Here is a 24174-nt window from a genome sequence, read left to right as displayed (position 1 = left end):
GACGGCGAGCCGGGGCAGGTTATTGGGCGCTCAGCACAACTGGCCGTTAAACGGAATGCCCATATGTGCGCCCAGCGCGTCGTTCAGCACAACTGGCCGTTAAACGGATCGCTGATTTGGCGCAGGCGGTAATTGATGCCGGAAAACGCGGCGAATTGTTCCATGGTGCGGACCGTGCCCAGGCCATAGGCGCCCGGCAAGCCGTCGCCGCACAGCAGGCGGTTCAGGCGGCTGGCGGCGCGCGCCGTCAGGTAGGTGCCGGTGAACGCGCGCTGGCTGGCCACGTCGCCATGCCAGTGGTGGGTTTCGTGCGGGGTGTTGGCCGCCTTATATAAATGGTAGAGCGGCACGTGCAGCGGGTGGAAGATATCCCAGCCTCGCGTATAGGCGCGCACCGCCAGGCTTTGTTCTTCGCCGTGGAAGTACAGGTAGGGGTCGTAGGGCACTTCTTCGATAAAGTTGCCGCAGCAGAAAACAAACCCGGCCGCGATATGGCAACCCGCCACCGGCTGGTCGGTAAACAAGTGTTTGGCCAGGAAGCGCAACACCACTTCGCTGGCCGTCAGCGGTGTATCCGGGTGCGGGCGCAGCACCAGCACGGTCTTGCCCTCGGGCGGCGTGTATTGGGGTTTGCCGTCCACCATGTCGAAGCGGTACGGGTACGTGCTGAGGATGGGTTTCGCGGAGCGGGCCAGCAATTGCGCATGCTGGCGCCGCAAGCTTTCGTCCCACCCAGGCTCGAAACACATGTGCGAATCGATTTGCAGCAGGAATTGCTCGCCGTCGTACAGGGAAAACGCCTGGTTGCGGGCCCAGCTGACGCCCAGCGTGTCTTGTATATCGACAAACAGGTAGCGCACCTGGTGGGCAAACGGCAGCGCCGCGATTTGTTCGCGCTGGCTGCTGCGGTTCTGGTCCACCACGGCAAAACGCAGCAATTCAGGCCGTGTCGCCTTGCTGAATGCGTCGTTCAGCGTGAAGAACAGCATGGGGTCGAGGTATGACGCCAGGCTGATGAAAATGTGCTGGTTCAAGCGAGTTCTCCGCCGGATGTGGTACGAGTAACGATGGTGATGGAAATATTAACAGTTCCCTCAGGGCATGGAAGCGCCTTCGGTGGATTGCCTATGAAATGTGCAAAAACGCCCTGTGCACTGCACTAAACCTGTTGACCGTGCAACAGCATGCGTCTATACTCGCGAGTTCTCAATTTATTCTGCGCATCGTATACGCATTTTAACGGCCGCTCCATGTGGGTGGCTATATGTGCCTCGGTGCCCTGTTGAGACTGGTTTTAGCCCCCGGACAGCACGGTTTGCTGTGCGGGATGTCAATGAGTAGTAATTTTGTTGGATTAAGAACGATGCCAACCATCAATCAATTGATTCGCAACCCACGCGTTTCCCTGCGCGTGAAGAGCAAATCGCCGGCACTGGAAAACTGCCCGCAAAAGCGTGGCGTATGCACCCGTGTATACACCACCACTCCTAAGAAGCCTAACTCGGCACTGCGTAAAGTCGCCAAAGTGCGTCTGACCAACGGTTTCGAAGTGATTTCGTACATCGGCGGTGAAGGCCACAACCTGCAGGAACACAGCGTTGTTCTGCTGCGCGGCGGTCGTGTAAAAGACTTGCCAGGTGTTCGTTACCACATGGTTCGCGGCTCGCTGGATACCCAGGGTGTTAAAGACCGTAAACAAGCTCGCTCGAAATACGGTGCCAAGCGCGCCAAGCAAGCTAAGAAGTAATTTTTTAACGTTAGCTTTAACGTTTAAACAATTACATTAATGAGTTGAGGCGGTCGCGAGACCGAGTAAGTGGAAGGCTTTGATGGCCTCCGCGAGTGCCTACAGAGGCGCTCAACTGAAGACAGGAAGGAAATAAAATGCCACGTCGTCGTGAAGTCCCCAAGCGCGAGATTCTGCCGGATCCAAAATTCGGCAACACCGAAGTCGCTAAATTCGTTAACGTGCTGATGCTGTCCGGCAAGAAGTCGGTTGCAGAAAACATCATCTACGGCGCATTCGACCATATCCAGCAAAAATCCGGCAAGGATCCTCTGGAAGTGTTCGCTGCTGCGATCAACAACGCCAAACCGCTGGTCGAGGTTAAGTCCCGCCGCGTTGGTGGCGCCAACTACCAGGTTCCAGTTGAAGTGCGTCCAGTGCGCCGCCTGGCCCTGTCGATGCGCTGGCTGCGTGAAGCTGCCAACAAGCGCAGCGAAAAATCCATGCCGCAGCGTCTGGGCGGTGAACTGCTGGAAGCCGCGGAAGGCCGTGGCGGTGCGATGAAGCGCCGTGACGAAGTCCACCGTATGGCTGAAGCGAACAAAGCGTTCTCGCACTTCCGCTTCTAATAAATTCGGCCGGGACTGGTTCCCGGCCATTTATTCAATGATTGAAGCCGGGCTCATTTTTCTCAGGAAAATGGCGTCCGGTTTTGTCCATTAAAAGATTTAGGATCTAACATGGCCCGTAAGACCCCCATCGAGCGCTACCGCAATATCGGTATTTCCGCTCACATCGACGCAGGTAAAACCACCACGACCGAGCGCGTGCTGTTCTACACCGGCGTGAACCACAAAATTGGTGAAGTGCACGACGGCGCCGCCACCATGGACTGGATGGAGCAGGAACAAGAGCGCGGTATCACGATTACCTCCGCGGCGACCACCTGCTTCTGGAAAGGCATGGCCAACAACTTCCCAGAACACCACATCAACATCATCGACACCCCGGGTCACGTGGACTTCACCATCGAGGTGGAGCGTTCGATGCGCGTTCTGGACGGCGCTTGCATGGTTTACTGCGCAGTGGGCGGTGTTCAGCCACAGTCGGAAACCGTATGGCGTCAGGCTAACAAGTACAAAGTGCCACGTCTGGCATTCGTGAACAAGATGGACCGTACCGGCGCCAACTTCTTCAAAGTGTACGAACAGATGCGTTCGCGCCTGAAGGCCAACCCGGTTCTGATCCAGATCCCAATCGGCGCTGAAGACAACTTCAAAGGCGTGATCGACCTGGTCAAGATGAAAGCAATCATCTGGGACGACGCTTCGCAAGGCATGAAATTCGACTACGTCGATATCCCTGCTGAACTGGCTGATTCCGCTGCCGAGTGGCGCGAGAAGATGGTCGAGGCGGCTGCCGAGTCCAGCGAAGAGCTGATGAACAAGTACCTGGAAGAAGGCGAACTGACCGAAGCCGAGATCAAGAAAGCGATCCGTAACCGTACCATCGCTTCCGAAATCGTGCCGATGCTGTGCGGTACCGCGTTCAAAAACAAGGGCGTGCAAGCCATGCTGGACGCCGTCATCGAATACCTGCCATCGCCAGTGGACATTCCACCAGTGAACGGCACCGACGACGACGAGCAGCCTGCTTCGCGTAAAGCTGCCGACGACGAGAAATTCTCGGCGCTGGCATTCAAGATCATGACCGACCCGTTCGTTGGCCAGCTGGCCTTCTTCCGCGTGTACTCGGGCGTGGTCAATGCTGGTGACACCGTGTACAACTCGGTGAAAGAGCGTAAAGAACGTCTGGGCCGTATTCTGCAGATGCACGCCAACCAGCGTGAAGAGATCAAAGAAGTGCGCGCCGGCGACATCGCCGCTGCCGTGGGCCTGAAAGACGTGACCACCGGTGAAACCCTGTGCGACCCACAGTCGATCATCGTTCTGGAGCGCATGGTATTCCCTGAGCCGGTGATTCAGCAGGCTGTTGAGCCGAAGACCAAGGCTGACCAGGAAAAAATGGGCCTGGCACTGAACCGCCTGGCACAGGAAGATCCTTCGTTCCGCGTGAAGACCGACGAAGAATCCGGCCAGACCATCATCGGTGGTATGGGCGAGCTGCACCTGGAAATTATCGTTGACCGCATGAAGCGCGAATTCGGCGTGGAAGCTACCGTCGGCAAGCCACAGGTTGCTTACCGCGAAACCATCCGCAAGCAAGTTACCGATGTGGAAGGCAAGTTCGTCAAGCAGTCGGGTGGTCGTGGTCAATACGGTCACGCTGTTGTGACCGTTGAGCCGCAAGAACCAGGCAAAGGCTTCGAGTTCATCGACGCAATTAAAGGCGGTGTGATTCCTCGCGAATTCATCCCTGCGGTTGAAAAAGGTGTGCGCGAAACCCTGAACTCGGGCGTGCTGGCTGGCTACCCAGTGGTCGACGTGAAAGTAACGCTGACCTTCGGTTCGTACCACGATGTGGACTCGAACGAAAACGCGTTCCGCATGGCTGGCTCGATGGCGTTCAAAGAAGGCTGCAAACGCGCGAACCCAGTGATTCTGGAGCCAATGATGGCTGTGGAAGTGGAAACGCCGGAAGACTACGCCGGTACCGTGATGGGCGACCTGTCGTCCCGCCGCGGTATGGTGCAGGGCATGGATGAAATCCCAGGCGGCGGCGGCAAGATCATCAAGGCCGAAGTACCGCTGTCCGAAATGTTTGGTTACTCGACCATTCTGCGTTCCGCAACGCAGGGCCGTGCTACCTACACGATGGAATTCAAGCACTACTCCGAAGCGCCTAAGCACGTGACCGACGCGATCATCACCGCTAAAGCGAAGTAAAATCCCGTTATTCCGGCCGAGGGGTGATCCTCCCGGCCGGACAAACCTTAAATATCTAGTTCTAAGGAAGAATTAAAATGGCAAAAGAAAAGTTCGAGCGGACTAAACCGCACGTAAACGTTGGCACCATCGGTCACGTTGACCACGGCAAAACCACCCTGACCGCTGCGATCGCAACCGTTCTGTCGAAGAAATTCGGCGGCGAAGCCAAAGCTTACGACCAGATCGACGCTGCTCCAGAAGAAAAAGCACGCGGCATTACCATTAACACCGCTCACGTTGAGTACGAAACGGCCAACCGCCACTACGCTCACGTTGACTGCCCAGGCCACGCCGACTACATCAAGAACATGATTACCGGTGCTGCGCAGATGGACGGCGCGATCCTGGTTTGCTCCGCTGCTGACGGCCCAATGCCACAGACCCGTGAGCACATCCTGCTGGCCCGCCAAGTTGGCGTTCCATACATCATCGTGTTCCTGAACAAGTGCGACCTGGTTGACGACGCCGAGCTGCTGGAACTGGTTGAAATGGAAGTGCGCGAGCTGCTGTCCAAATACGAATTCCCAGGCGACGACCTGCCAATCATCAAAGGTTCGGCACGTATGGCGCTGGAAGGCCAGCCTGGCGAAATGGGCGAAGAGTGCATCGTCCGTCTGGCTGACGCACTGGATTCGTACATCCCAACCCCAGAGCGCGCTGTTGACGGCACGTTCCTGATGCCAGTGGAAGACGTGTTCTCGATCTCGGGTCGCGGCACCGTGGTGACCGGCCGTGTTGAGCGTGGCGTGATCAAGGTCGGCGAAGAGATCGAAATCGTTGGTATCGTTGACACCGTGAAAACCACCTGCACCGGCGTGGAAATGTTCCGCAAGCTGCTGGACCAGGGTCAAGCCGGCGACAACGTTGGTCTGCTGCTGCGCGGCACCAAGCGTGAAGACGTTCAGCGTGGTCAAGTTCTGGCAAAACCAGGCTCGATCAAGCCGCACAACCACTTCACCGGCGAAATCTACGTTCTGTCGAAAGACGAAGGCGGCCGTCACACCCCGTTCTTCAACAACTACCGTCCACAGTTCTACTTCCGTACCACGGACGTGACCGGTTCGATCGAACTGCCAGCAGACAAAGAAATGGTTATGCCAGGCGACAACGTGTCGATCACCGTTAAACTGATCAGCCCGATCGCTATGGAAGAAGGTCTGCGCTTCGCTATCCGCGAAGGCGGCCGTACCGTTGGCGCCGGCGTGGTTGCCAAGATCATCGCTTAATAGCGACTAGTTTTTTTGCGGCCCTCCGGGGCTGCGATGAAACAAACAGAGCCGGCTGTGGTAACATAGCCGGCTCTGCTGTTGTAACAACCGTTCTTTGATCAATGCTGGCGCTATACAGTTGCCAGTTCGCTCTTTTGAGGAATCATCATGACCGCACCAAACCAGAAAATCCGTATCCGCCTGAAGGCTTTCGACTACAAACTGATCGACCAGTCCGCACTGGAAATCGTTGACACCGCTAAGCGCACCGGCGCCGTTGTCAAAGGCCCAGTTCCACTGCCGACCCGTATCCAGCGTTACGACGTGCTGCGTTCCCCGCACGTGAACAAAACCTCGCGTGACCAGTTCGAAATCCGCACCCACCAGCGCCTGATGGACATCGTCGACCCAACCGACAAGACCGTTGACGCACTGATGAAGCTGGACCTGCCAGCTGGCGTGGACGTGGAAATCAAACTGCAATAATTGATTTCGGCACGGCGGCTCCAAGCGAGCCGCCACTGCCCACCGGGGCCGGGATGTTGCGCTGATACAGCGTGGCACCCGGCCCCGGTGCCGTTTACAGCCGTGGCTGTGCATATTGTGTGTTGCGCAAGATGGAATCTCGTTACTATTGATGCATGTCATCGCTGAGCGGAGGGATGCATGAAAAACGCCTCGCAATGCCCGGTATGTGCTTCCCGCAACTTGAACAAGAAGCTGGGCTTCGTCAGTCCGTTCGTCGCCCACAGGGTGTGCGAATTTCCTATCACCGAAATCAACTTCGGCGGCGGCACTTTTTCCCCCACGGTATTCACCCATGCGATGCAGTGCCGCGATTGCGACCTGATTTTTTCGCAGGTGCGCTATGACGAAGAGGAAATGGCGCGCATTTACAAGGATTACCGGGGCGAGGAATACAACCAGGAGCGCACCGCATATGAGCCGGGCTATGCCGACGTTGCGGCCCAGGTCGGTATCGATCCGCGCGAGACCCAGGCCCGTATGGATACCTTGCTGCGCTTCCTCTCCGGCTTGGTTGACGGCAATGCCATCAAGTCCATCCTTGACTACGGGGGCGACCAGGGGCAGAACATCCCGCCCTTTGCGGGATTGCAGAAAAAGTATGTCTACGAAGTATCGGGCGCGGTGCCGCTGGACGGCGTGGAGAGCGTCACCGACCTGAAGCTGGTGCCACAAGTGGATATGGTGATGAATGCCAATGTGCTGGAGCATATCCCTTATCCGGCCACCATCATGGAAGCCATGAAGCCCTTGTTCCACCGTAACAGTTTCCTGTTTGTCGACGTGCCATTCGATATCACCGAGCGCAATCCATGGCCCAACCAGTTCCACGAACACATCAATTACTTCAACCTGCGCGCCATCAAGACCCTGCTGAAGACGCACGGCTTTGACATCCTCAAGGCCGAGCACGTGACGGTCGACCTGGGCCGCAATATGGCCAACAGTATTTACGTGCTGGCCCGCCCCGGCTGGTTCTGCTGATCATTGTTACCATCTGGACAAGGCCGCTGCCGAACGCTACAGTCGGCCATGTCCAAAACCATCCTCATCGTCGAAGACGAATCCGCCATTGCCGACAGCATTGCGTATGCGCTACGCACCGATGGCTATTGCCCGCAACATGTGGCCCTGGGCGAGCAGGCGCTGGCCGCCATGCGCGCGCCCGAGCCGCCGGCGCTGATGGTGCTCGACGTCGGCCTGCCGGATATTTCCGGCCTGGAAGTGTGCCGCCGGCTGCGCCAGTTTTCCGATGCGCCCGTGATTTTCCTGACGGCGCGCAGCGATGAAATCGACCGCATCGTGGGGCTGGAAATCGGCGCCGACGATTATGTCACCAAGCCGTTTTCACCGCGCGAACTGGTGGCGCGTATCCGCGTGGTGCTGCGGCGCTTGCAGCCACCTGTGCGGGACGCGGCGCCCGCTGTGCAAAGTGGCGCAACGGCTGGTCTTGCCGCCACCGCTGGCTTCGAGTTGCGCGCCGCCGAGGCGCGCATCCTGTTCCGGGGCCGCCCGCTGGACCTGACGCGCTACGAATACCTGTTGCTGAAAACCCTGGTCGAACATCCGGGGCACGTGCTGTCGCGCGCGCAATTGATGGACCGCGTGTGGACCGACGCGCCCGATACGCTGGACCGCACGGTGGACGGCCATATCCGTTCGCTGCGCGCCAAGCTGCGCGTCATCGACCCGGGTGCCGATCCGATCCAGACCCACCGGGGTATGGGCTACAGTTTGTCCGCATGAAAATCGGCCTGCGCATCCTGCTGGGCTATGTGCTCATCGTTGGCCTGGCGGCTTGGTTCCTGCTGAATATCTTTGTCGACGAAGTCAAGCCGGGTGTGCGCGCATCGCAGGAAGACACGCTGGTCGATACCGCCAATCTGCTGGCGGAAATGGCGGCGCCCGACGTCAAGAGTGGTGCGCTGACGGCCATCGCGCCGCCCATGCGCGACTATGCGCGCCGCAGCGTCAGCGCACGCATTGGTGGCATCACCAAGCGCCACCTCGATTACCGCGTCTATATCGTGGACGCCGGCGGCATCGTGCTGTTCGATACGGCCGGCACGGATGTCGGCAAGGATTACTCGCGCTGGAATGATGTGTACCTGACCTTGCGCGGCAAATATGGCGCGCGCAGCACCCGGTCCGACCCGGACGACGAAAACAGCACAGTGATGTACGTGGCGGCGCCCATCCTCGATCCGGCCGACCGCAGCCGCATCATCGGCGTGCTGACGGTGGCCAAACCCAACGCCAGCGCGCAAGGCTTCATTGAACGCGGGCAGCGCGTCATCCTGCGCTGGGGCGCGCTGCTGCTGGGCCTGTCGCTGCTGGTGGGCATGGCGTTCGCGTGGTGGCTGGCGCGCGCCTTGCGCCGGCTGATGGATTACGTGGCGGACGTGGAGGCTGGCCGCAAGGCCGTGCTGCCGGACTTCGGCAATAACGAAATCGCCACGCTGGCCCGCGCGCTGGAAGCCATGCGCACGCGCCTGGAAGGCAAGGAATATGCTGAGCGGCTGATGCACACGCTGACGCATGAATTGAAGTCGCCCATTGCCGCGATCCAGGCGTCGGCCGAACTGCTGCAGGAAGACATGCCGGAAGCCGAGCGGCGGCGTTTCCTCGGCAATATCCTGGAACAGAATACGCGCCAGAAGCGCCTGATCGACAAGCTGCTGGCACTGGTGCGGGTGGAGCAGCAGCAGCGGCTGGAGCAGGCCGCGCCGGTTGATGTGCATGCGCTGTGCGCCGTCGTGGCAGGGGATTTTTCCGGCGCGCTGGCCGAGCGCGGGCAAGTGCTCGACATGGGCGAGGGCGGCACGCCGCTGCACGTGCAGGGCGACGAGTTGCTGCTGCGCCAGGCCGTGGGCAACCTGCTGGACAATGCGATTGGTTTTGCCCCGCCGGGCAGCGTGATCCGCATCGCGGCCTGCAGGCGGGACGGCTTTGCTGTCGTGGCCATCTGCGACAGCGGCCCCGGCATCCCGGCGTATGCGCAGGAGCGCCTGTTCGAACGCTTTTATTCGCTGCCCCGGCCCGATGGCGCCAAGAGCACGGGACTGGGCCTGCCCTTCGTGCGCGAAGTGGCGGCGCTGCACGGCGGCACGGTCACGGTGGCAAATGCCGCGCAAGGCGGCTGTTGCGCGGAGCTGGCGTTGCCCCTGCCGCTGACGCTGTAAATCCGCCGGCGCATATTCGCCGCATCTTCAGCGCACGCGGCGCACATCGTGACCACACGGCGCTTTCCTACACTGGCCGCATTTCACCCCCGGGAAAGCGTCATGCAAAATAAACTATTTTTCAAAGTGCTCATCATTGTCGTCCTGATGCTGATGCTGGGCATTCCGCTGATGATGATCGAGTCCACGGTGACATCGCGCATGCAGTTCCGCGAACAGGCGGCCGCCAGCATTGCCAGCGATTCGGTGGGCGAGCAGACCGTGATCGGCCCGGTGCTGGTGGTGCCGTACACGGAAGAAGTGGACGTGCGCGAAACCACGCCGGAAGGTAAGGTCAAGGTCACCACCAATGTCACGCAACGCCGCCACCTGGTGTTTCCGGACGACTTGCAAGTGCAGGGCAGTATCGGCGCCGAGCGCCGCCACCGGGGCATCCACGAAGTGCTGGTCTATAACGGCCAGCACAAATTTGCCGGCGTCTTTACGCTGCCCGTGGTGGCTGACCTGCCGCGCGCCAGGGATGCGCGCGTGACGCTGTCCGGACAACCCTACCTGGCGCTGCCGATCGAAGATGTGCGGGGCTTGCGCGACATTCCGCAATTGCAGTGGGGCGGTGGCACCGTGGAATTCGCGCAGGATGCGTTGCTGGGCGCATATAAACGGGGCTTGCACGCGACATTGGGGCCGGCGGTGCTGGAGGGTGGCCAGGTGCCGTTTTCCTTTGCGTTGAACCTGGCGGGCATGGAGCGCCAGTCGTTCATCCCGGTCGGCAAGAACAATGTCGTTACCGTGAAATCGGACTGGCCTCATCCGCAATTCAACGGGCGCTTCCTGCCTGAAAAACGCGAGATTTCCGACACGGGCTTTGCCACCACGTGGCGTGTGCCATCGCTGGCCGCCAATGTGCGTCAGGAATTGCTGAACATGGCGGCCGATGACTGGGAAGGGCGCGCGGCTGCCGCGACGGCTGCGACTGCCGCGCAAGGAGCCGGCGCGCGTGCCGGTACGGCGCTGGACCGTTTTTCCGTGGCGCTGGTCGAGCCGGTCAACGCGTACAGCCTGGCGGACCGTGCCACCAAGTATGGCCTGCTGTTCGTGGCGCTGACCTTTGCCGCCTTCTTCGTGTTTGAAATCCTCAAGCGCTTGCCGATCCACCCTGTGCAATATGCGCTGGTGGGCCTGTCGCTGGCGATGTTTTTCCTGTTGCTGCTGGGCTTGTCCGAGCATTTCGCGTTTGCCCTGGCCTATGCCGCCGCCAGCGCCGCCTGCATCGGCCTGATCGGCTACTACCTGGCGCACGTGCTGCGTGACCGCCGCCGTGGTTTTGCCTTTGGTGGTGCATTGACCCTGCTGTATGGGGCGCTGTATGGCTTGCTGTGTTCGGAAGACAATGCGCTGGTGCTCGGTTCGATCCTGTTGTTTGCCGTGCTGGCCGCCATCATGGTTGCGACCCGCAAGGTCGACTGGTACCAGCTGGGTGGCGCGGCGCAGGCCATCGAATCGGAAGCGGGGCCGGCATGATGCATCCCGGCGGCCTGCTGATGCCCGCGCTGGCGGAGGGCGCGGAACTGGCGGTGGTGTCAGGCTATGTCGCGGGCCAGCCAGGCGGCCCGGTGCGGGTAGTGCTGGACCGCCGGGGCGCGCGCATCCTGCTGGTGCTGGTCAGCTATGAAAGTGTGGCCTGGCAGCTCGATGTGCGGCCGGGCACGCAACTGGCTGCTGTGGTGGTCAGCGCTTACCGTGACGTGGCCGTGGCGGGGCAGGGCGTGGCCCCGGTGTACCGGCTGGCGCTGCCGTGCGCCACGGCCGCTGGCAGTGCGCCATATCGCGATTTATTGCACATCTTGCATGCAAAACTGGGGCGTCACGACCCCGATATTTTCCGCGGTTATACCTGCCTGCCGGGGCAGGTGGCGGTGGCTTGCAACAAGGCGCCGGCCGCCGCCGGGAATATTTGACATACCTCGTACAAAGCTGTTGCGTCAAGGGGCAAATCACAGTACACTAGCTGGCTTCGGTATGGAATCATCTTTTTATCTATACCATTTTTAGTAGTTCAATAGACTCCACCCAATCGTAGGTGGAATTGGAGAAAATATGAGCCTTGGCCTCCTCGGTCGCAAGGTTGGTATGATGCGTATCTTCACCGATGACGGGGATTCGATTCCTGTCACCGTGCTGGACGTGTCGAACAACCGTGTTGCGCAAATCAAAACCCCTGAAGTTGACGGTTACTCCGCTGTTCAGGTTGTCTTCGGTCAGCGTCGCGCCTCCCGCGTGACTAAAGCAGCTGCCGGTCACTATGCTAAAGCTGGTGTTGAAGCAGGTACTCTGTTGAAAGAGTTCCGCGTTGACGCTGCTAAAGCCGCAGAATTGAAAGCTGGCGAAGTTATCGCTGCTTCGCTGTTCGAAGTTGGTCAAAAGATCGACGTTCAGGGCACGAGCATCGGTAAAGGCTACGCCGGTACCATCAAGCGCCACAACTTCGCTTCCGGTCGTCAGACCCACGGTAACTCGCGTTCGCACAACGTACCAGGCTCGATCGGTATGGCGCAGGATCCAGGTCGCGTGTTCCCTGGTAAGCGCATGACCGGTCACATGGGTGACGTTACTGTTACCACCCAGAACCTGGAAATCGCTCGTATCGACGCCGAACGTCAGCTGCTGCTGGTGAAAGGTGCCGTGCCAGGCGCGAAGAACGGCCAAGTTGTCGTGTCGCCTGCTGTTAAAGTTAAAGCAAAGAAAGGGGCTTAATCGATGGAACTCAAGCTCCTGAATGCTCAAGGTCAAGCAGCCTCCAACGTTGCCGCCGCTGACACCGTCTTCGGCCGTGACTACAACGAAGCCCTGATCCACCAAGTCGTGGTCGCCTACCAAGCCAATGCTCGCAGCGGCAACCGTAAGCAGAAAGACCGTGAAGAAGTCCACCACACGACCAAGAAGCCATGGCGCCAAAAAGGTACCGGCCGTGCTCGTGCTGGTATGTCCTCCTCGCCACTGTGGCGCGGCGGTGGTCGCATCTTCCCGAACTCGCCTGACGAGAACTTCACCCACAAAGTGAACAAGAAGATGTATCGCGCTGGTCTGTGCTCGATCCTGTCCCAACTGGCCCGCGAAGAGCGCCTGGTTGTGATCGAAGATCTGGCGATCGAAGCGCCAAAGACCAAGCTGCTGTCGCAAAAGCTGACCGGCATGGGCCTGGACTCGGTGCTGATCATTGCCGAGAACATCGAAGAAAACCTGCTGCTGGCTTCCCGCAACCTGCCGAACGTGCTGGTTGTCGAGCCGCGCCAAGCAGATCCAATGTCGCTGGTCTTCTACAAAAAGACCCTGGTCACCAAAGCGGCACTGGCCAAGATTGAGGAGATGCTGGCATGAGCGCAGTCATCAAACACAGCGAAGAGCGCCTGATGAAGGTGCTGGTAGCTCCGGTAATTTCCGAGAAAGCTACCATGGTCGCCGAGAAAAACGAGCAAATCGTTTTCAAGGTTCTGCCAGACGCAACCAAGCCAGAAATCAAAGCCGCCGTTGAACTGCTGTTCAAGGTGGAAGTGGAATCGGTGCAAACCGTAAACCGCGAAGGTAAAGTCAAGCGTTCGGGCCGTTTCGTCGGTCGTCGCAACCACACCAAGCGCGCTTTCGTGTGCCTGAAGCCAGGCCAGGAAATCAATTTCTCCGAGGAGGCTAAATAATGGCACTCGTTAAGATGAAGCCAACCTCCCCAGGCCGTCGCGGCATGGTGAAAGTGGTAAACAGCGACCTGTTCAAAGGCCGTCCGTTCGCCGCCCTGGTTGAAAAGAAATCGAAGACTGCTGGCCGTAACAACAACGGTCACATCACCACCCGCCACATCGGCGGTGGCCACAAGCATCACTACCGCGTTGTTGACTTCAAGCGCAACAAGGACGGTATTCCTGCGAAAGTGGAACGTATCGAATACGATCCAAACCGTACGGCGCACATCGCTCTGCTGTGCTACGCCGACGGCGAGCGCGCATACATCATCGCCCCGAAAGGCGTTGCTGTTGGCGACACGCTGCTGAACGGTTCGGAAGCGCCGATCAAACCAGGTAACTGCCTGCCAATCCGCAACATCCCAGTCGGCACCAACATCCACTGCGTGGAAATGTTGCCAGGCAAGGGTGCTCAGATGGCCCGTACGGCTGGTGCCGTTGTGGTCCTGATGGCTCGTGAAGGTACTTACGCTCAGGTGCGTCTGCGCTCCGGCGAAGTGCGTCGCGTGCACATCGAGTGCCGTGCAACCGTGGGTGAAGTCGGCAATGCCGAACACAGCCTGCGCAAGATTGGTAAAGCCGGTGCAATGCGCTGGCGCGGTGTTCGCCCGACCGTTCGCGGTGTGGTGATGAACCCGATCGACCACCCGCACGGTGGTGGTGAAGGTCGTACCGCTGCTGGTCGTCACCCAGTATCGCCATGGGGCCAGCACACCAAGGGCAAGAAGACTCGCTCGAACAAGCGTACGTCTTCGATGATCGTTTCGCGCCGCGGCAAGAAATAAGGATAAACCATGACTCGTTCATTGAAAAAAGGGCCGTTCTGCGACGCCCACCTGGTGAAAAAAGTCGAAGCCGCTCAAGCGACCAAAGACAAAAAGCCAATTAAAACCTGGTCCCGTCGCTCGACGATCATGCCTGACTTCATCGGTCTGACCATTGCCGTGCACAACGGCAAGGTGCACGTGCCTGTGTACGTTTCCGAGAACATGGTTGGTCACAAGCTCGGCGAATTCGCGCTGACCCGTACCTTCAAGGGCCACGCTGCTGACAAAAAGGCTAAGAAATAATGGAAACTAAAGCTATCCTCAAAGGCGTGCGCCTGTCGGATCAGAAAGGCCGCCTGGTGGCTGACATGATTCGCGGCAAAAAGGTCGACGCTGCGCTGAACATCCTGCAGTTCAGCCCGAAAAAAGGCGCCGCCATCATCAAGAAAGTGCTGGAGTCGGCAATCGCCAACGCTGAGCACAATGATGGCGCCGATATCGACGAACTGTTCGTGAAAACGATCTACGTCGAAAAGGGCCCGATCCTGAAGCGTTTCACCGCCCGTGCAAAAGGCCGTGGTGACCGCATCTCGAAACAATCCTGTCACGTGTACGTGACCGTCGGTAACTAAGGAGCCAAAAGATGGGTCAGAAAATTCATCCAACCGGTTTCCGTCTGGCAGTCACCCGTAACTGGGCCTCGCGCTGGTACGCTGGCAACGGCAATTTCGCTGCCATGCTGAACGAAGACCTGAAAGCTCGCGCTTTCCTGAAAAAGAAACTGAAGAACGCCTCCGTTGGCCGCATCGTCATCGAGCGCCCAGCCAAGAACGCGCGCTTCACCGTTTACAGCTCCCGTCCGGGCGTGGTGATCGGTAAAAAAGGCGAAGACATCGAAGTGCTGAAGACCGCACTGTCGAAGATCATGGGCGTGCCTGTGCACGTGAACATCGAAGAAATCCGCAAGCCGGAAATCGATGCTCAACTGATCGCCGATTCGATCTCGCAACAGCTGGAAAAGCGTATTATGTTCCGCCGCGCGATGAAACGCGCGATGCAGAACGCCATGCGCCTGGGCGCCCAAGGCATCAAGATCATGTCGTCGGGTCGTCTGAACGGCATCGAAATCGCACGTACCGAATGGTACCGTGAAGGCCGTGTGCCTCTGCACACCCTGCGCGCCGATATCGACTACGGCACCAGCGAAGCTGAAACCACCTACGGCATCATCGGTGTCAAGGTGTGGGTATACAAAGGTGACCGCAACGCCGCTGGCGAAGCACCGGTGATCGATACCCCGGCTGACGAGAAAAAACCACGCGGCCCACGCCGTGACGACGGCAAACCTAGCCGTGGTCCACGTCCAGGCCCAGGCGCCAAGCCAGGCGCGCCAGCTGCTCGCCGCGCTGCCAAGCCGGCTGCCGCTGAGAAAGCAGGAGAATAAACCATGCTGCAACCAAGCCGCAGGAAGTACCGTAAAGAGCAGAAAGGCCGTAACACCGGCATTTCGCACACCACCGGCACCGCTGTGTCGTTCGGTGAGTTCGGCCTGAAAGCCGTGGCACGTGGCCGTATCACGGCTCGCCAGATCGAGTCGGCACGTCGTGCCATGACCCGTCACATCAAACGTGGCGGCCGTATCTGGATCCGCGTGTTCCCGGACAAGCCGATCTCGAACAAACCTGCCGAAGTCCGTATGGGTAACGGTAAAGGCAATCCAGAGTACTACGTCGCTGAAATCCGTCCAGGCAAAGTCCTGTACGAAATGGACGGCGTCGGTGAAGAACTGGCACGCGAAGCGTTCCGCCTGGCTGCTGCCAAACTGCCGCTGGCTACCACCTTCGTGGTGCGCCAGGTTGGCCAATAATAGGAGTGAAATATGAAAGCATCTGAACTCCGCGGCAAAGACCAGGCAGCTCTGCAAAAAGAGCTGGCCGATCTGCTGAAGGCCCAGTTTGGTCTGCGTATGCAAGTCGCTACGCAACAACTGAGCAACACTTCGCAGCTCAAGAAGGTACGCCGCGATATCGCGCGTGTAAAAACGGTCATGAATCAGAAGGAAGCCAAATGAACCAGCCAGTGAAACAGTCGCTCAAGCGCACGCTGATCGGTAAAGTGGTCTCCGACAAGATGGACAAGACCGTTACCGTTCTGATCGAACGTCACGTGAAGCACCCTCTGTACGGCAAGATCATTGTGCGCTCGGCTAAATACCACGCACATGACGAATCCAACCAGGTCAAAGCCGGTGATACGGTCGAGATCCAGGAAGGTCGTCCGATCTCCAAAACGAAGGCGTGGACGGTGACTCGTGTAGTGCAAGCTGCACAAATCGTTTAATTGAGATTGCCTCCCCGGCGCAAGCCTGGGAGGCAGTTTTAATTAGTTCTTGCAGGCCCGCAGGTTTTATGTAATACTTGCGGGCTTCGTTCATGTATCGCCGCAAAGTGTCTCTCCGCAGACATGGATCGCGGTCAGTACTTGTATGAAGGTCAAGCACCCAAACAAAGGCAATCTTTGCCGATGGCGGGACCAAGACTGACCGAGAGGTCCATATTGTGTGGATTCTTCGGCTTAAGTTGGGAAAGAGAATACTATGATTCAAACTGAAAGCCGGCTCGAAGTAGCCGACAACACCGGTGCCAAGGAAGTTCTGTGCATCAAGGTGTTGGGCGGTTCCAAGCGCCGTTATGCTGGCATTGGCGACGTGATCAAGGTCACCGTTAAGGTGGCTCAGCCACGTGGTCGTGTCAAAAAAGGTGAAATTTACAACGCCGTGGTTGTGCGTACCGCTAAAGGTGTGCGCCGCCAAGATGGTTCCCTGGTGAAGTTCGACGGCAACGCCGCTGTCCTGCTGAACAACAAGCTGGAGCCGATCGGTACCCGTATCTTTGGACCAGTTACGCGCGAGCTGCGTACTGAAAAGTTCATGAAGATCGTGTCCCTGGCACCGGAAGTTCTGTAAGGAGTCAGCAATGGATAAGATTCGTAAAAACGACGAAGTCATCGTTTTGACCGGTAAAGACAAAGGCAAGCGCGGTACCGTGCTGCGTCGCGTAGACGCAGAGCACGTCGTGGTTGACGGCGTCAATGTCGCCAAGAAGGCTGTCAAGCCGAACCCGATGACTGGCGTAACTGGTGGCATCGTTGACAAGACCATGCCTATTCACGTGTCCAACGTTGCTCTGTTCAACGCTGCGACCGGTAAGGCAGATCGCGTAGGCTTCAAAGATGTGGACGGCAAAAAAGTCCGCGTCTTCAAGTCGAACGGCGAAGTAGTGAAAGGGTAATAAGAAATGGCCCGTCTGCAAGCAGTTTATAAAGACAAAATCGTTGCCGAACTGACCGAAAAATTCGGTTACACGACGGTAATGGAAGTGCCTCGCCTGACCAAGATCACCCTGAACATGGGTGTGGGCGAAGCCATCGCTGACAAGAAAGTGCTGGAGCACGCTGTTGGCGACCTGACCAAGATCGCAGGCCAGAAGCCAGTGACCACCAAGGCCCGTAAAGCTATCGCAGGTTTCAAAATCCGCGAAGGCTACCCAATCGGCACCATGGTGACCCTGCGCGGCGCCCGCATGTACGAATTCCTGGACCGTTTCATCACCGTGGCCCTGCCGCGCGTGCGTGACTTCCGTGGTGTGTCCGGCAAATCTTTCGATGGCCGCGGCAACTACAACATCGGTGTGAAAGAGCAGATCATCTTCCCTGAGATCGAGTACGACAAGATCGATGCGCTGCGTGGTATGAACATTTCGATCACCACCACCGCGAAGACCGACGAAGAAGCCAAAGCGCTGCTCGCCGCCTTTAAATTCCCGTTCAGGAACTAAGTAGATCATGGCAAAACTCGCACTGATTAACCGTGAACAGAAGCGTGTCGACCTGGCAAACAAATTCGCTGCCAAGCGCACCGCTCTGAAGGCCATCATTGATGACCAGTCGAAGTCGGAAGAAGAGCGTTACGAAGCTCGCCTGAAATTGCAGGCGCTGCCACGTAACTCCGCACCGACCCGTCAGCGTAACCGCTGCGTCGTCACCGGCCGCCCACGTGGTACCTTCCGTAAATTCGGCCTGGGCCGTATCAAGCTCCGTGAATTCGCCATGCGTGGTGAGATCCCGGGTATGACCAAAGCCAGCTGGTAATAGGAGAACAAGCAATGAGTATGAGCGATCCTATCGCCGATATGCTGACCCGCATTCGCAACGCCCAAGGCGTGCAAAAAACGACCGTGGCCATGCCATCGTCGAAAGTCAAAGTAGCGATTGCCAACGTCCTGAAGGACGAGGGTTACATTGAAGATTTCGCAGTCACCGTTGACGGTGGCAAGTCGGAACTCAAAATCGGTTTGAAATATTATGTAGGCCGTCCTGTAATCGAGCGCCTGGAGCGCGTGTCCCGTCCGGGCCTGCGCGTCTACAAAGGCAAGGGCGAAATCCCGACCGTGATGAACGGCCTGGGCGTTGCCATCGTCTCGACCCCGCAAGGCGTCATGACCGACCGCAAAGCACGCGCCAATGGCGTGGGTGGCGAAGTCATCTGCTACGTCGCGTAAGGAGCAATAATGTCTCGTGTAGCTAAAATGCCTATCGCTGTGCCTGCTGGCGCTGAAGTCGCCATCTCCGCACAAGCGATCACCGTAAAAGGCCCACTGGGCGTACTGACCCAGTCCCTGAACGGCCTGGTAAAAGTAGAAAACAACGCTGGCACCCTGACCTTCGACGTGGTCAACGATTCCCGTGAATCGAACGCCATGTCCGGCACGCTGCGCGCGCTGGTCAACAACATGGTTACCGGCGTAACCAAGGGCTTCGAGAAGAAGCTGTCCCTGGTCGGCGTGGGCTACAAAGCCCAGGCTCAAGGCGACAAGCTGAATCTGTCCCTGGGCTTCTCGCACCCTGTCGTGCACGACATGCCAGCCGGCGTGACGTGCGCAACCCCGACCCCGACCGAGATCCTGATCAAAGGTATCGACCGTCAAAAGGTTGGCCAGGTGGCTGCCGAAGTTCGCGCTTACCGCTCCCCTGAGCCATACAAAGGCAAGGGTGTCCGCTATGTGGACGAAGTGGTTAAGCTTAAAGAAACCAAGAAGAAGTAATTAGGGGCTGACGATGGACAAAAAAGAATCTCGTCTGCGCCGCGGACGTCAAACCCGCATCAAGATCGCGCAATTGAAAGTGAACCGCCTGTCGGTCCACCGCACCAATCTGCACATTTACGCGAACTTGATCTCCCCGGAAGCCAAAGTACTGGTTTCGGCCTCGACCGTGGAAGCGGAAGTGCGCGCCGAACTGGCTGGCAAATCGGGCAAGGGTGGCAATGCCGCTGCCGCCGCTCTGGTCGGCAAGCGCGTAGCAGAAAAAGCACTGAAAGCAGGAATCACCGAAGTTGCGTTCGACCGCTCCGGTTTCCGTTACCACGGCCGTGTCAAAGCGCTGGCAGAAGCTGCCCGCGAAGCCGGTCTGAAGTTCTAAGGGTACGATCATGGCAAAAATGCAAGCAAAAATGCAAAGCGACAAGCCGGATGATGGCATGCGCGAAAAAATGATCGCGATCAACCGCGTGACCAAAGTGGTCAAAGGTGGTCGTATCATGGGCTTCGCAGCACTGACCGTGGTCGGCGACGGCGATGGCCGTATCGGCATGGGTAAAGGCAAGTCGAAGGAAGTTCCAGTCGGCGTGCAGAAGGCAATGGAAGAAGCCCGCCGCAACCTGATCAAAGTGCCTTTGAAAAACGGCACGCTGCAGCACACCGTCACCGGCCGCCACGGCGCGTCGAAAGTGATGATGAGCCCAGCCAAGCCAGGTACCGGCGTCATCGCTGGTGGCGCAATGCGCGCTATCTTCGAAGTGATGGGCGTAACGGACGTGGTGGCAAAATCCACCGGTTCGAACAACCCGTACAACCTGGTGCGCGCCACCCTGGACGGCCTGTCGAAAATGAGCACTCCTGCTGACATCGCTGCTAAACGCGGCAAGTCGGTGGAAGAGATCCTGGGTTAAGGGGAACTTCATGAGCACTATCAAAGTCAAACTGGTGAAAGGCCTGATCGGCACCCGTCAAGACCACCGCGCTACCGTGCGTGGCCTGGGCCTGCGCCGTGTCAACTCGGTTTCCGAGTTGCAGGACACCCCGTCGGTTCGCGGCATGATCAACAAGGTCGCTTACCTCGTGAAAGTCGTATCGTAAGCCCTGGCTTGCGATCTGGAGAACACAATGGAATTGAATACCATTCAACCAGCGGACGGCGCGAAGCACGCTAAGCGTCGCGTTGGCCGCGGTATCGGCTCCGGCCTGGGTAAAACCGCTGGCCGTGGTCACAAAGGTCAGAAATCGCGTTCGGGCGGCTTCCACAAAGTCGGTTTCGAAGGCGGTCAGATGCCTCTGCAACGTCGTCTGCCTAAGCGCGGTTTCAAGTCGCTGAACGCCACCTTCAAAGCTGAAGTGCGTCTGTCCGACCTGAACACGCTGGCTGTCGGCGAAGTCGACATCCTGGTGCTGAAGCAAGCTGGCGTTCTGAACGTCCTGGCGCGCGACGTACGTGTGATCGCTTCTGGTGAAATCACCAAAGCCGTCACGGTCAAGGGTCTGAAAGTCACCGCTGGCGCGAAAGCTGCCATCGAAGCGGCTGGCGGTTCGGTAGCCTAAGCGGCTGCTGGCTAGATCGGAGCGACAATGGCGACCAACCCACAACTTGCCAAGAGTGCAGCTGCAGGCTTCCCATGGGGCCGCCTGTGGTTCCTGCTTGGCGCATTGGTGGTGTATCGTATCGGCGCTCACGTTCCTGTGCCGGGTGTAGACCCGGCACAACTGGCCTCACTGTTCAAGTCGCAGGAAGGCGGCATCCTGGGCATGTTCAACATGTTCAGCGGTGGCGCCCTTTCGCGCTTCACGGTGTTTGCGCTGGGTATCACGCCTTACATCTCGGCCTCGATCATCATGCAATTGCTGTCGATCGTGTCGCCGCAGATGGAAGCGTTGAAAAAGGAAGGTGAAGCCGGCCGGCGCAAGATTACCCAGTACACGCGTTATGCAACCGTGGGTCTGGCTCTGTTCCAGGCGCTGGGCATTGCAGTGGCGCTGGAATCGCAACCTGGTTTAGTGCTGGATCCAGGCCTGGGCTTCCGCTTCGTGACGGTCGTGACGCTGTTGACCGGCACCATGTTCCTGATGTGGTTGGGCGAGCAGATTACCGAGCGCGGTCTTGGTAACGGCATCTCGATCATCATCTTTGCCGGTATTGCAGCAGGTCTGCCGGGCGCACTGGGCGGCTTGCTGACCCAGGTGGCGAACGACACGATCGGCGCGTTCTCGGCCCTGATCATTATGGTCCTGGTGGCTGGCGTCACCTACATCGTAGTGTTCGTGGAGCGTGGTCAGCGCAAGATCCTGGTCAACTACGCCAAACGCCAGGTCGGTAACAAGATCTATGGCGGCCAGACCAGCCACTTGCCGTTGAAACTGAACATGGCCGGCGTGATCCCGCCGATCTTCGCATCGTCGATTATCTTGTTCCCGGCTACCATCGTGGACTGGTTCTCGAAGGGCGCTGACGCTGCCAATCCTGTCGTACGGTTCCTCAAGGACCTGTCGGCATCGATGGCACCAGGCGAGCCTATTCATGCATTGCTGTATGCCGTGGCGATCGTGTTCTTCTGCTTCTTCTACACCGCACTGGTGTTTAACAGCAAGGAAACTGCGGACAACTTGAAGAAGAGCGGGGCCTTTGTGCCAGGGATTCGTCCCGGTGAGCAGACTGCCCGTTACATCGACAAGATCCTCATGCGGTTGACCCTGGCGGGCGCTGTCTACATCACCCTCGTGTGCTTGTTGCCGGAATTCATGAACGCCCAGTGGAAAGTGCCGTTTTACTTCGGTGGCACCTCTCTGCTGATTGTCGTAGTCGTTACCATGGACTTTATGGCCCAGGTTCAGAACTACGTGATGTCGCAGCAATATGAATCGCTGCTGCGTAAGGCTAACTTCAAGGGTGGGATTCCGACGCGATAAGCGCGGCAAAGGTAACGAATGGCAAAAGACGACGTCATCCAAATGCAAGGCGAGATTCTGGAGAATCTGCCCAATGCAACATTTCGAGTCAAGCTGGAAAACGGCCACGTGGTACTTGGACACATTTCGGGTAAAATGCGGATGAACTATATCCGCATCCTTCCCGGCGACAAGGTAACGGTTGAGTTGACACCGTATGACCTGAGCCGCGCCCGCATTGTGTTCCGGACCAAGTAAATCAAACAAACGTACTAGAAAAGAGTGCAAAAATGAAAGTTAACGCTTCAGTCAAGCGCATCTGCCGCAACTGCAAGATCATCAAGCGCAAAGGTGTGGTCCGCGTAATCTGCGTAGAACCGCGTCACAAGCAGCGTCAAGGTTAATAACCGTTATTTATTCGAGGAATAACGAATGGCACGTATTGCAGGGGTTAACATCCCAAATCACCAACACACCGTTATCGGCCTGACCGCCATCTACGGTATCGGCCGTCCGCGCTCGCAGTACATCTGCCAGCAGACCGGTATTGCCACCAACAAGAAGGTCAAGGACCTGGACGACAGCGAACTGGAAAAGCTGCGTGATGAAGTGGCGAAGTTCGTAGTAGAAGGCGACCTGCGCCGCGAACTGTCGATGAACATCAAGCGTCTGATGGACCTGGGCTGCTACCGCGGTCTGCGTCACCGTAAGGGCCTGCCGGTCCGCGGTCAACGCACCCGTACCAATGCACGTACCCGTAAGGGCCCGCGCAAAGCCGCTCAATCGCTGAAGAAATAATCTAGGAAACTACTATGGCTAAGCAACAAAGCTCCGCAGCAGCAGCTCGCGTGCGCAAGAAAGTCAAAAAGAACGTCGCTGAAGGTATCGCGCACGTTCACGCTTCCTTCAACAACACCATCATCACCATCACCGACCGTCAGGGCAACGCTCTGTCGTGGGCGACCTCCGGTGGTGCTGGCTTCAAGGGTTCGCGTAAATCGACCCCGTTCGCAGCGCAGGTTGCTGCTGAAGCCGCTGGTAAAGTTGCACAGGAATGCGGCGTGAAGAACCTGGAAGTTCGCATCAAGGGCCCAGGTCCTGGCCGCGAATCCGCGGTTCGCGCACTGAACAGCCTGGGCATCAAGATCACCGAGATCCAGGACGTGACGCCAGTGCCGCACAACGGCTGCCGTCCTCCAAAGCGTCGTCGTATCTAATGGCGCTGGCCGGCAAGGTTCGCCTTGTCGGCAATGTTTTCAGATAACTGCTGGACTAGTTAGTCGGTAACGACTATACTGTCCGGCTGTTTTCGTCTGTCGGAATCGTTCCGGCAGGCGCCAGCCACCGTTCAGTTGCACAAAGACTGGACTAGCGCCTAACCACATTCCGATGTGGCTGGGGCGTCATCATCATTAAAGGAAATTACTGTGGCACGTTATATCGGACCAAAAGCAAAGCTGTCCCGCCGTGAAGGCACCGACCTGTTCCTGAAGAGCGCACGCCGCTCGCTGGATTCCAAGTGCAAACTGGACGTCAAGCCAGGCCAGCACGGTGTGAAATCGGGCGCCCGTACCTCCGACTACGGCAACCAGCTGCGCGAAAAGCAAAAAGTTAAGCGTATCTACGGCGTGCTGGAACGTCAGTTCCGTCGCTACTTCGCTGAAGCGGACCGCCGCAAAGGCAACACCGGCGAAACCCTGCTGCAACTGCTGGAAACCCGCTTGGACAACGTCGCCTACCGCATGGGCTTCGGCTCGACCCGCGCTGAAGCGCGTCAGCTGGTATCGCACAAGGCGTTCACCATCAACGGCAACGTTGTGAACATCCCTTCGTACGTTGTGAAGACCGGCGACGTGATCGCTGTTCGCGAAAAGTCGAAAAAGCAGACCCGTATCGTTGAAGCCCTGTCGCTGGCTGAACAAGTTGGCATGCCAGCTTGGGTGTCGGTTGATGCGAAGAAAATGGAAGGCACCTTCCGTTCGCTGCCAGAGCGCAACGAAATCGCTCAAGACGTCAACGAATCGCTGATCGTCGAACTGTACTCGCGTTAATCCGCAGTTTAGTTTCACGCTTTACCCGCCCACTCTCCGGAGTGGGCGTTTTCACTAATGCCATCAGCCTTATCGGTGTAACGAGCCGAGGGTAATGAA

Annotated in this window: 37 protein-coding genes; 36 read left to right on the top strand and 1 reads right to left on the bottom strand. The window is 58.1% G+C overall.

Annotated features, from left to right (window positions below; genetic code table 11):
• Nucleotides 1–83: 83 nt before the first annotated feature.
• The gene (locus GJ700_RS25730; protein WP_154379358.1) at nucleotides 84–1034 is read right to left on the bottom strand and encodes a GlcNAc-transferase family protein; all 951 of its coding nucleotides are present in this window, start codon (nucleotides 1032–1034) and stop codon (nucleotides 84–86) included.
• Between the two features lie 329 nt (nucleotides 1035–1363).
• Here GJ700_RS25730 and rpsL point away from each other — a divergent pair, with 329 nt between their 5' ends.
• The 36 genes from rpsL to rpsD all read left to right on the top strand — a co-directional run bounded on the left by rpsL (nucleotide 1364) and on the right by rpsD (nucleotide 24075).
• Nucleotides 1364–1747, top strand: a complete 384-nt coding sequence (rpsL, locus tag GJ700_RS25725; protein WP_154379356.1) for a 30S ribosomal protein S12 — start codon at nucleotides 1364–1366, stop codon at nucleotides 1745–1747.
• Nucleotides 1748–1884: 137 nt separating this feature from the next.
• Complete coding sequence (gene rpsG, locus GJ700_RS25720) at nucleotides 1885–2355, top strand: 30S ribosomal protein S7 (RefSeq protein WP_154379354.1); 471 nt, start codon at nucleotides 1885–1887, stop codon at nucleotides 2353–2355.
• A gap of 111 nt (nucleotides 2356–2466) precedes the next feature.
• Entirely contained in the window at nucleotides 2467–4572 is a 2106-nt protein-coding gene (gene fusA / locus GJ700_RS25715; RefSeq protein WP_154379352.1) for an elongation factor G, read from the top strand.
• Nucleotides 4573–4649: 77 nt separating this feature from the next.
• The gene (tuf, locus tag GJ700_RS25710; RefSeq protein ID WP_154379350.1) at nucleotides 4650–5840 is read left to right on the top strand and encodes an elongation factor Tu; all 1191 of its coding nucleotides are present in this window, start codon (nucleotides 4650–4652) and stop codon (nucleotides 5838–5840) included.
• A 150-nt stretch (nucleotides 5841–5990) separates the two neighbouring features.
• Nucleotides 5991–6308, top strand: a complete 318-nt coding sequence (gene rpsJ, locus GJ700_RS25705; protein WP_154379348.1) for a 30S ribosomal protein S10 — start codon at nucleotides 5991–5993, stop codon at nucleotides 6306–6308.
• 180 nt (nucleotides 6309–6488) lie between these two features.
• Entirely contained in the window at nucleotides 6489–7331 is an 843-nt protein-coding gene (locus GJ700_RS25700; protein ID WP_154379346.1) for a methyltransferase domain-containing protein, read from the top strand.
• Between the two features lie 48 nt (nucleotides 7332–7379).
• Nucleotides 7380–8093 carry a two-component system response regulator CreB gene (creB, locus tag GJ700_RS25695; protein WP_154379344.1) on the top strand — a complete coding sequence of 238 codons (714 nt, stop codon included), beginning with the start codon at nucleotides 7380–7382 and terminating at the stop codon, nucleotides 8091–8093.
• On the top strand, nucleotides 8090–9529 hold the full coding sequence (creC, locus tag GJ700_RS25690) for a two-component system sensor histidine kinase CreC (RefSeq protein ID WP_154379342.1): 1440 nt from the start codon (nucleotides 8090–8092) through the stop codon (nucleotides 9527–9529). Before creB ends, creC begins: the two co-directional genes overlap by 4 nt.
• A gap of 102 nt (nucleotides 9530–9631) precedes the next feature.
• Nucleotides 9632–11050 (top strand): cell envelope integrity protein CreD, encoded by a 1419-nt coding sequence (gene creD / locus GJ700_RS25685; RefSeq protein WP_154379340.1) that lies wholly within the window; start codon nucleotides 9632–9634, stop codon nucleotides 11048–11050.
• Nucleotides 11047–11487, top strand: a complete 441-nt coding sequence (locus GJ700_RS25680) for a hypothetical protein (RefSeq protein WP_154379338.1) — start codon at nucleotides 11047–11049, stop codon at nucleotides 11485–11487. Before creD ends, GJ700_RS25680 begins: the two co-directional genes overlap by 4 nt.
• A gap of 139 nt (nucleotides 11488–11626) precedes the next feature.
• Nucleotides 11627–12283, top strand: a complete 657-nt coding sequence (gene rplC, locus GJ700_RS25675; protein WP_154379336.1) for a 50S ribosomal protein L3 — start codon at nucleotides 11627–11629, stop codon at nucleotides 12281–12283.
• Between the two features lie 3 nt (nucleotides 12284–12286).
• Nucleotides 12287–12907, top strand: a complete 621-nt coding sequence (rplD, locus tag GJ700_RS25670; protein WP_154379334.1) for a 50S ribosomal protein L4 — start codon at nucleotides 12287–12289, stop codon at nucleotides 12905–12907.
• Nucleotides 12904–13221, top strand: a complete 318-nt coding sequence (gene rplW / locus GJ700_RS25665; RefSeq protein ID WP_154379332.1) for a 50S ribosomal protein L23 — start codon at nucleotides 12904–12906, stop codon at nucleotides 13219–13221. Before rplD ends, rplW begins: the two co-directional genes overlap by 4 nt.
• Complete coding sequence (gene rplB, locus GJ700_RS25660) at nucleotides 13221–14048, top strand: 50S ribosomal protein L2 (RefSeq protein ID WP_154379330.1); 828 nt, start codon at nucleotides 13221–13223, stop codon at nucleotides 14046–14048. Before rplW ends, rplB begins: the two co-directional genes overlap by 1 nt.
• 9 nt (nucleotides 14049–14057) lie before the next feature.
• Nucleotides 14058–14333, top strand: coding sequence for a 30S ribosomal protein S19 (gene rpsS, locus GJ700_RS25655; protein WP_093556914.1), 276 nt, complete (start codon nucleotides 14058–14060; stop codon nucleotides 14331–14333).
• A complete protein-coding gene (gene rplV, locus GJ700_RS25650; RefSeq protein ID WP_371868130.1) occupies nucleotides 14330–14662 on the top strand; it encodes a 50S ribosomal protein L22 in 333 nt (110 codons plus the stop codon). The genes rpsS and rplV overlap by 4 nt, the downstream gene beginning before the upstream one ends.
• An 11-nt stretch (nucleotides 14663–14673) precedes the next feature.
• Nucleotides 14674–15474 (top strand): 30S ribosomal protein S3, encoded by an 801-nt coding sequence (gene rpsC / locus GJ700_RS25645; RefSeq protein ID WP_154379326.1) that lies wholly within the window; start codon nucleotides 14674–14676, stop codon nucleotides 15472–15474.
• Nucleotides 15475–15477: 3 nt separating this feature from the next.
• On the top strand, nucleotides 15478–15897 hold the full coding sequence (gene rplP, locus GJ700_RS25640; RefSeq protein WP_154379324.1) for a 50S ribosomal protein L16: 420 nt from the start codon (nucleotides 15478–15480) through the stop codon (nucleotides 15895–15897).
• A 12-nt stretch (nucleotides 15898–15909) separates the two neighbouring features.
• On the top strand, nucleotides 15910–16101 hold the full coding sequence (gene rpmC / locus GJ700_RS25635) for a 50S ribosomal protein L29 (RefSeq protein WP_154379322.1): 192 nt from the start codon (nucleotides 15910–15912) through the stop codon (nucleotides 16099–16101).
• Nucleotides 16098–16370: a 30S ribosomal protein S17 gene (rpsQ, locus tag GJ700_RS25630; protein ID WP_093556910.1), complete on the top strand. Its 273-nt coding sequence runs from the start codon at nucleotides 16098–16100 to the stop codon at nucleotides 16368–16370. The genes rpmC and rpsQ overlap by 4 nt, the downstream gene beginning before the upstream one ends.
• A 256-nt stretch (nucleotides 16371–16626) precedes the next feature.
• A complete protein-coding gene (gene rplN, locus GJ700_RS25625; protein WP_154379320.1) occupies nucleotides 16627–16995 on the top strand; it encodes a 50S ribosomal protein L14 in 369 nt (122 codons plus the stop codon).
• 10 nt (nucleotides 16996–17005) lie between these two features.
• Entirely contained in the window at nucleotides 17006–17320 is a 315-nt protein-coding gene (gene rplX, locus GJ700_RS25620; protein WP_154379318.1) for a 50S ribosomal protein L24, read from the top strand.
• A 6-nt stretch (nucleotides 17321–17326) separates the two neighbouring features.
• Complete coding sequence (gene rplE / locus GJ700_RS25615; RefSeq protein WP_154379316.1) at nucleotides 17327–17866, top strand: 50S ribosomal protein L5; 540 nt, start codon at nucleotides 17327–17329, stop codon at nucleotides 17864–17866.
• Between the two features lie 7 nt (nucleotides 17867–17873).
• On the top strand, nucleotides 17874–18179 hold the full coding sequence (rpsN, locus tag GJ700_RS25610; protein WP_154379314.1) for a 30S ribosomal protein S14: 306 nt from the start codon (nucleotides 17874–17876) through the stop codon (nucleotides 18177–18179).
• Between the two features lie 14 nt (nucleotides 18180–18193).
• Nucleotides 18194–18589 carry a 30S ribosomal protein S8 gene (rpsH, locus tag GJ700_RS25605; protein WP_154379312.1) on the top strand — a complete coding sequence of 132 codons (396 nt, stop codon included), beginning with the start codon at nucleotides 18194–18196 and terminating at the stop codon, nucleotides 18587–18589.
• A 9-nt stretch (nucleotides 18590–18598) separates the two neighbouring features.
• Nucleotides 18599–19132, top strand: a complete 534-nt coding sequence (rplF, locus tag GJ700_RS25600) for a 50S ribosomal protein L6 (protein WP_154379310.1) — start codon at nucleotides 18599–18601, stop codon at nucleotides 19130–19132.
• A 13-nt stretch (nucleotides 19133–19145) separates the two neighbouring features.
• Nucleotides 19146–19508 carry a 50S ribosomal protein L18 gene (rplR, locus tag GJ700_RS25595; protein WP_154379308.1) on the top strand — a complete coding sequence of 121 codons (363 nt, stop codon included), beginning with the start codon at nucleotides 19146–19148 and terminating at the stop codon, nucleotides 19506–19508.
• Nucleotides 19509–19518: 10 nt separating this feature from the next.
• Entirely contained in the window at nucleotides 19519–20037 is a 519-nt protein-coding gene (gene rpsE, locus GJ700_RS25590) for a 30S ribosomal protein S5 (protein WP_154379306.1), read from the top strand.
• 10 nt (nucleotides 20038–20047) lie between these two features.
• Entirely contained in the window at nucleotides 20048–20224 is a 177-nt protein-coding gene (gene rpmD / locus GJ700_RS25585; RefSeq protein ID WP_028833787.1) for a 50S ribosomal protein L30, read from the top strand.
• A 27-nt stretch (nucleotides 20225–20251) separates the two neighbouring features.
• On the top strand, nucleotides 20252–20683 hold the full coding sequence (rplO, locus tag GJ700_RS25580; protein ID WP_154379304.1) for a 50S ribosomal protein L15: 432 nt from the start codon (nucleotides 20252–20254) through the stop codon (nucleotides 20681–20683).
• A gap of 27 nt (nucleotides 20684–20710) precedes the next feature.
• Entirely contained in the window at nucleotides 20711–22045 is a 1335-nt protein-coding gene (gene secY, locus GJ700_RS25575; RefSeq protein ID WP_154379303.1) for a preprotein translocase subunit SecY, read from the top strand.
• Between the two features lie 18 nt (nucleotides 22046–22063).
• Nucleotides 22064–22282: a translation initiation factor IF-1 gene (gene infA, locus GJ700_RS25570; protein ID WP_005663428.1), complete on the top strand. Its 219-nt coding sequence runs from the start codon at nucleotides 22064–22066 to the stop codon at nucleotides 22280–22282.
• A 32-nt stretch (nucleotides 22283–22314) separates the two neighbouring features.
• Nucleotides 22315–22428, top strand: coding sequence for a 50S ribosomal protein L36 (rpmJ, locus tag GJ700_RS25565; RefSeq protein WP_005663407.1), 114 nt, complete (start codon nucleotides 22315–22317; stop codon nucleotides 22426–22428).
• Nucleotides 22429–22456: 28 nt separating this feature from the next.
• On the top strand, nucleotides 22457–22822 hold the full coding sequence (gene rpsM, locus GJ700_RS25560; protein WP_154379301.1) for a 30S ribosomal protein S13: 366 nt from the start codon (nucleotides 22457–22459) through the stop codon (nucleotides 22820–22822).
• Nucleotides 22823–22836: 14 nt separating this feature from the next.
• The gene (gene rpsK, locus GJ700_RS25555; RefSeq protein ID WP_154379299.1) at nucleotides 22837–23241 is read left to right on the top strand and encodes a 30S ribosomal protein S11; all 405 of its coding nucleotides are present in this window, start codon (nucleotides 22837–22839) and stop codon (nucleotides 23239–23241) included.
• A gap of 210 nt (nucleotides 23242–23451) precedes the next feature.
• Nucleotides 23452–24075, top strand: a complete 624-nt coding sequence (gene rpsD, locus GJ700_RS25550; RefSeq protein WP_371868123.1) for a 30S ribosomal protein S4 — start codon at nucleotides 23452–23454, stop codon at nucleotides 24073–24075.
• Nucleotides 24076–24174 lie beyond the last annotated feature (99 nt).

Origin of the sequence: Pseudoduganella rivuli (genome assembly GCF_009674485.1) — a bacterium.
GTDB classification, from domain to species: Bacteria; Pseudomonadota; Gammaproteobacteria; order Burkholderiales; family Burkholderiaceae_D; genus Rugamonas; species Rugamonas rivuli_B.
Note: the sequence above shows the minus strand (reverse complement) of the source record. Positions and strands in the feature narration are given on the sequence as shown.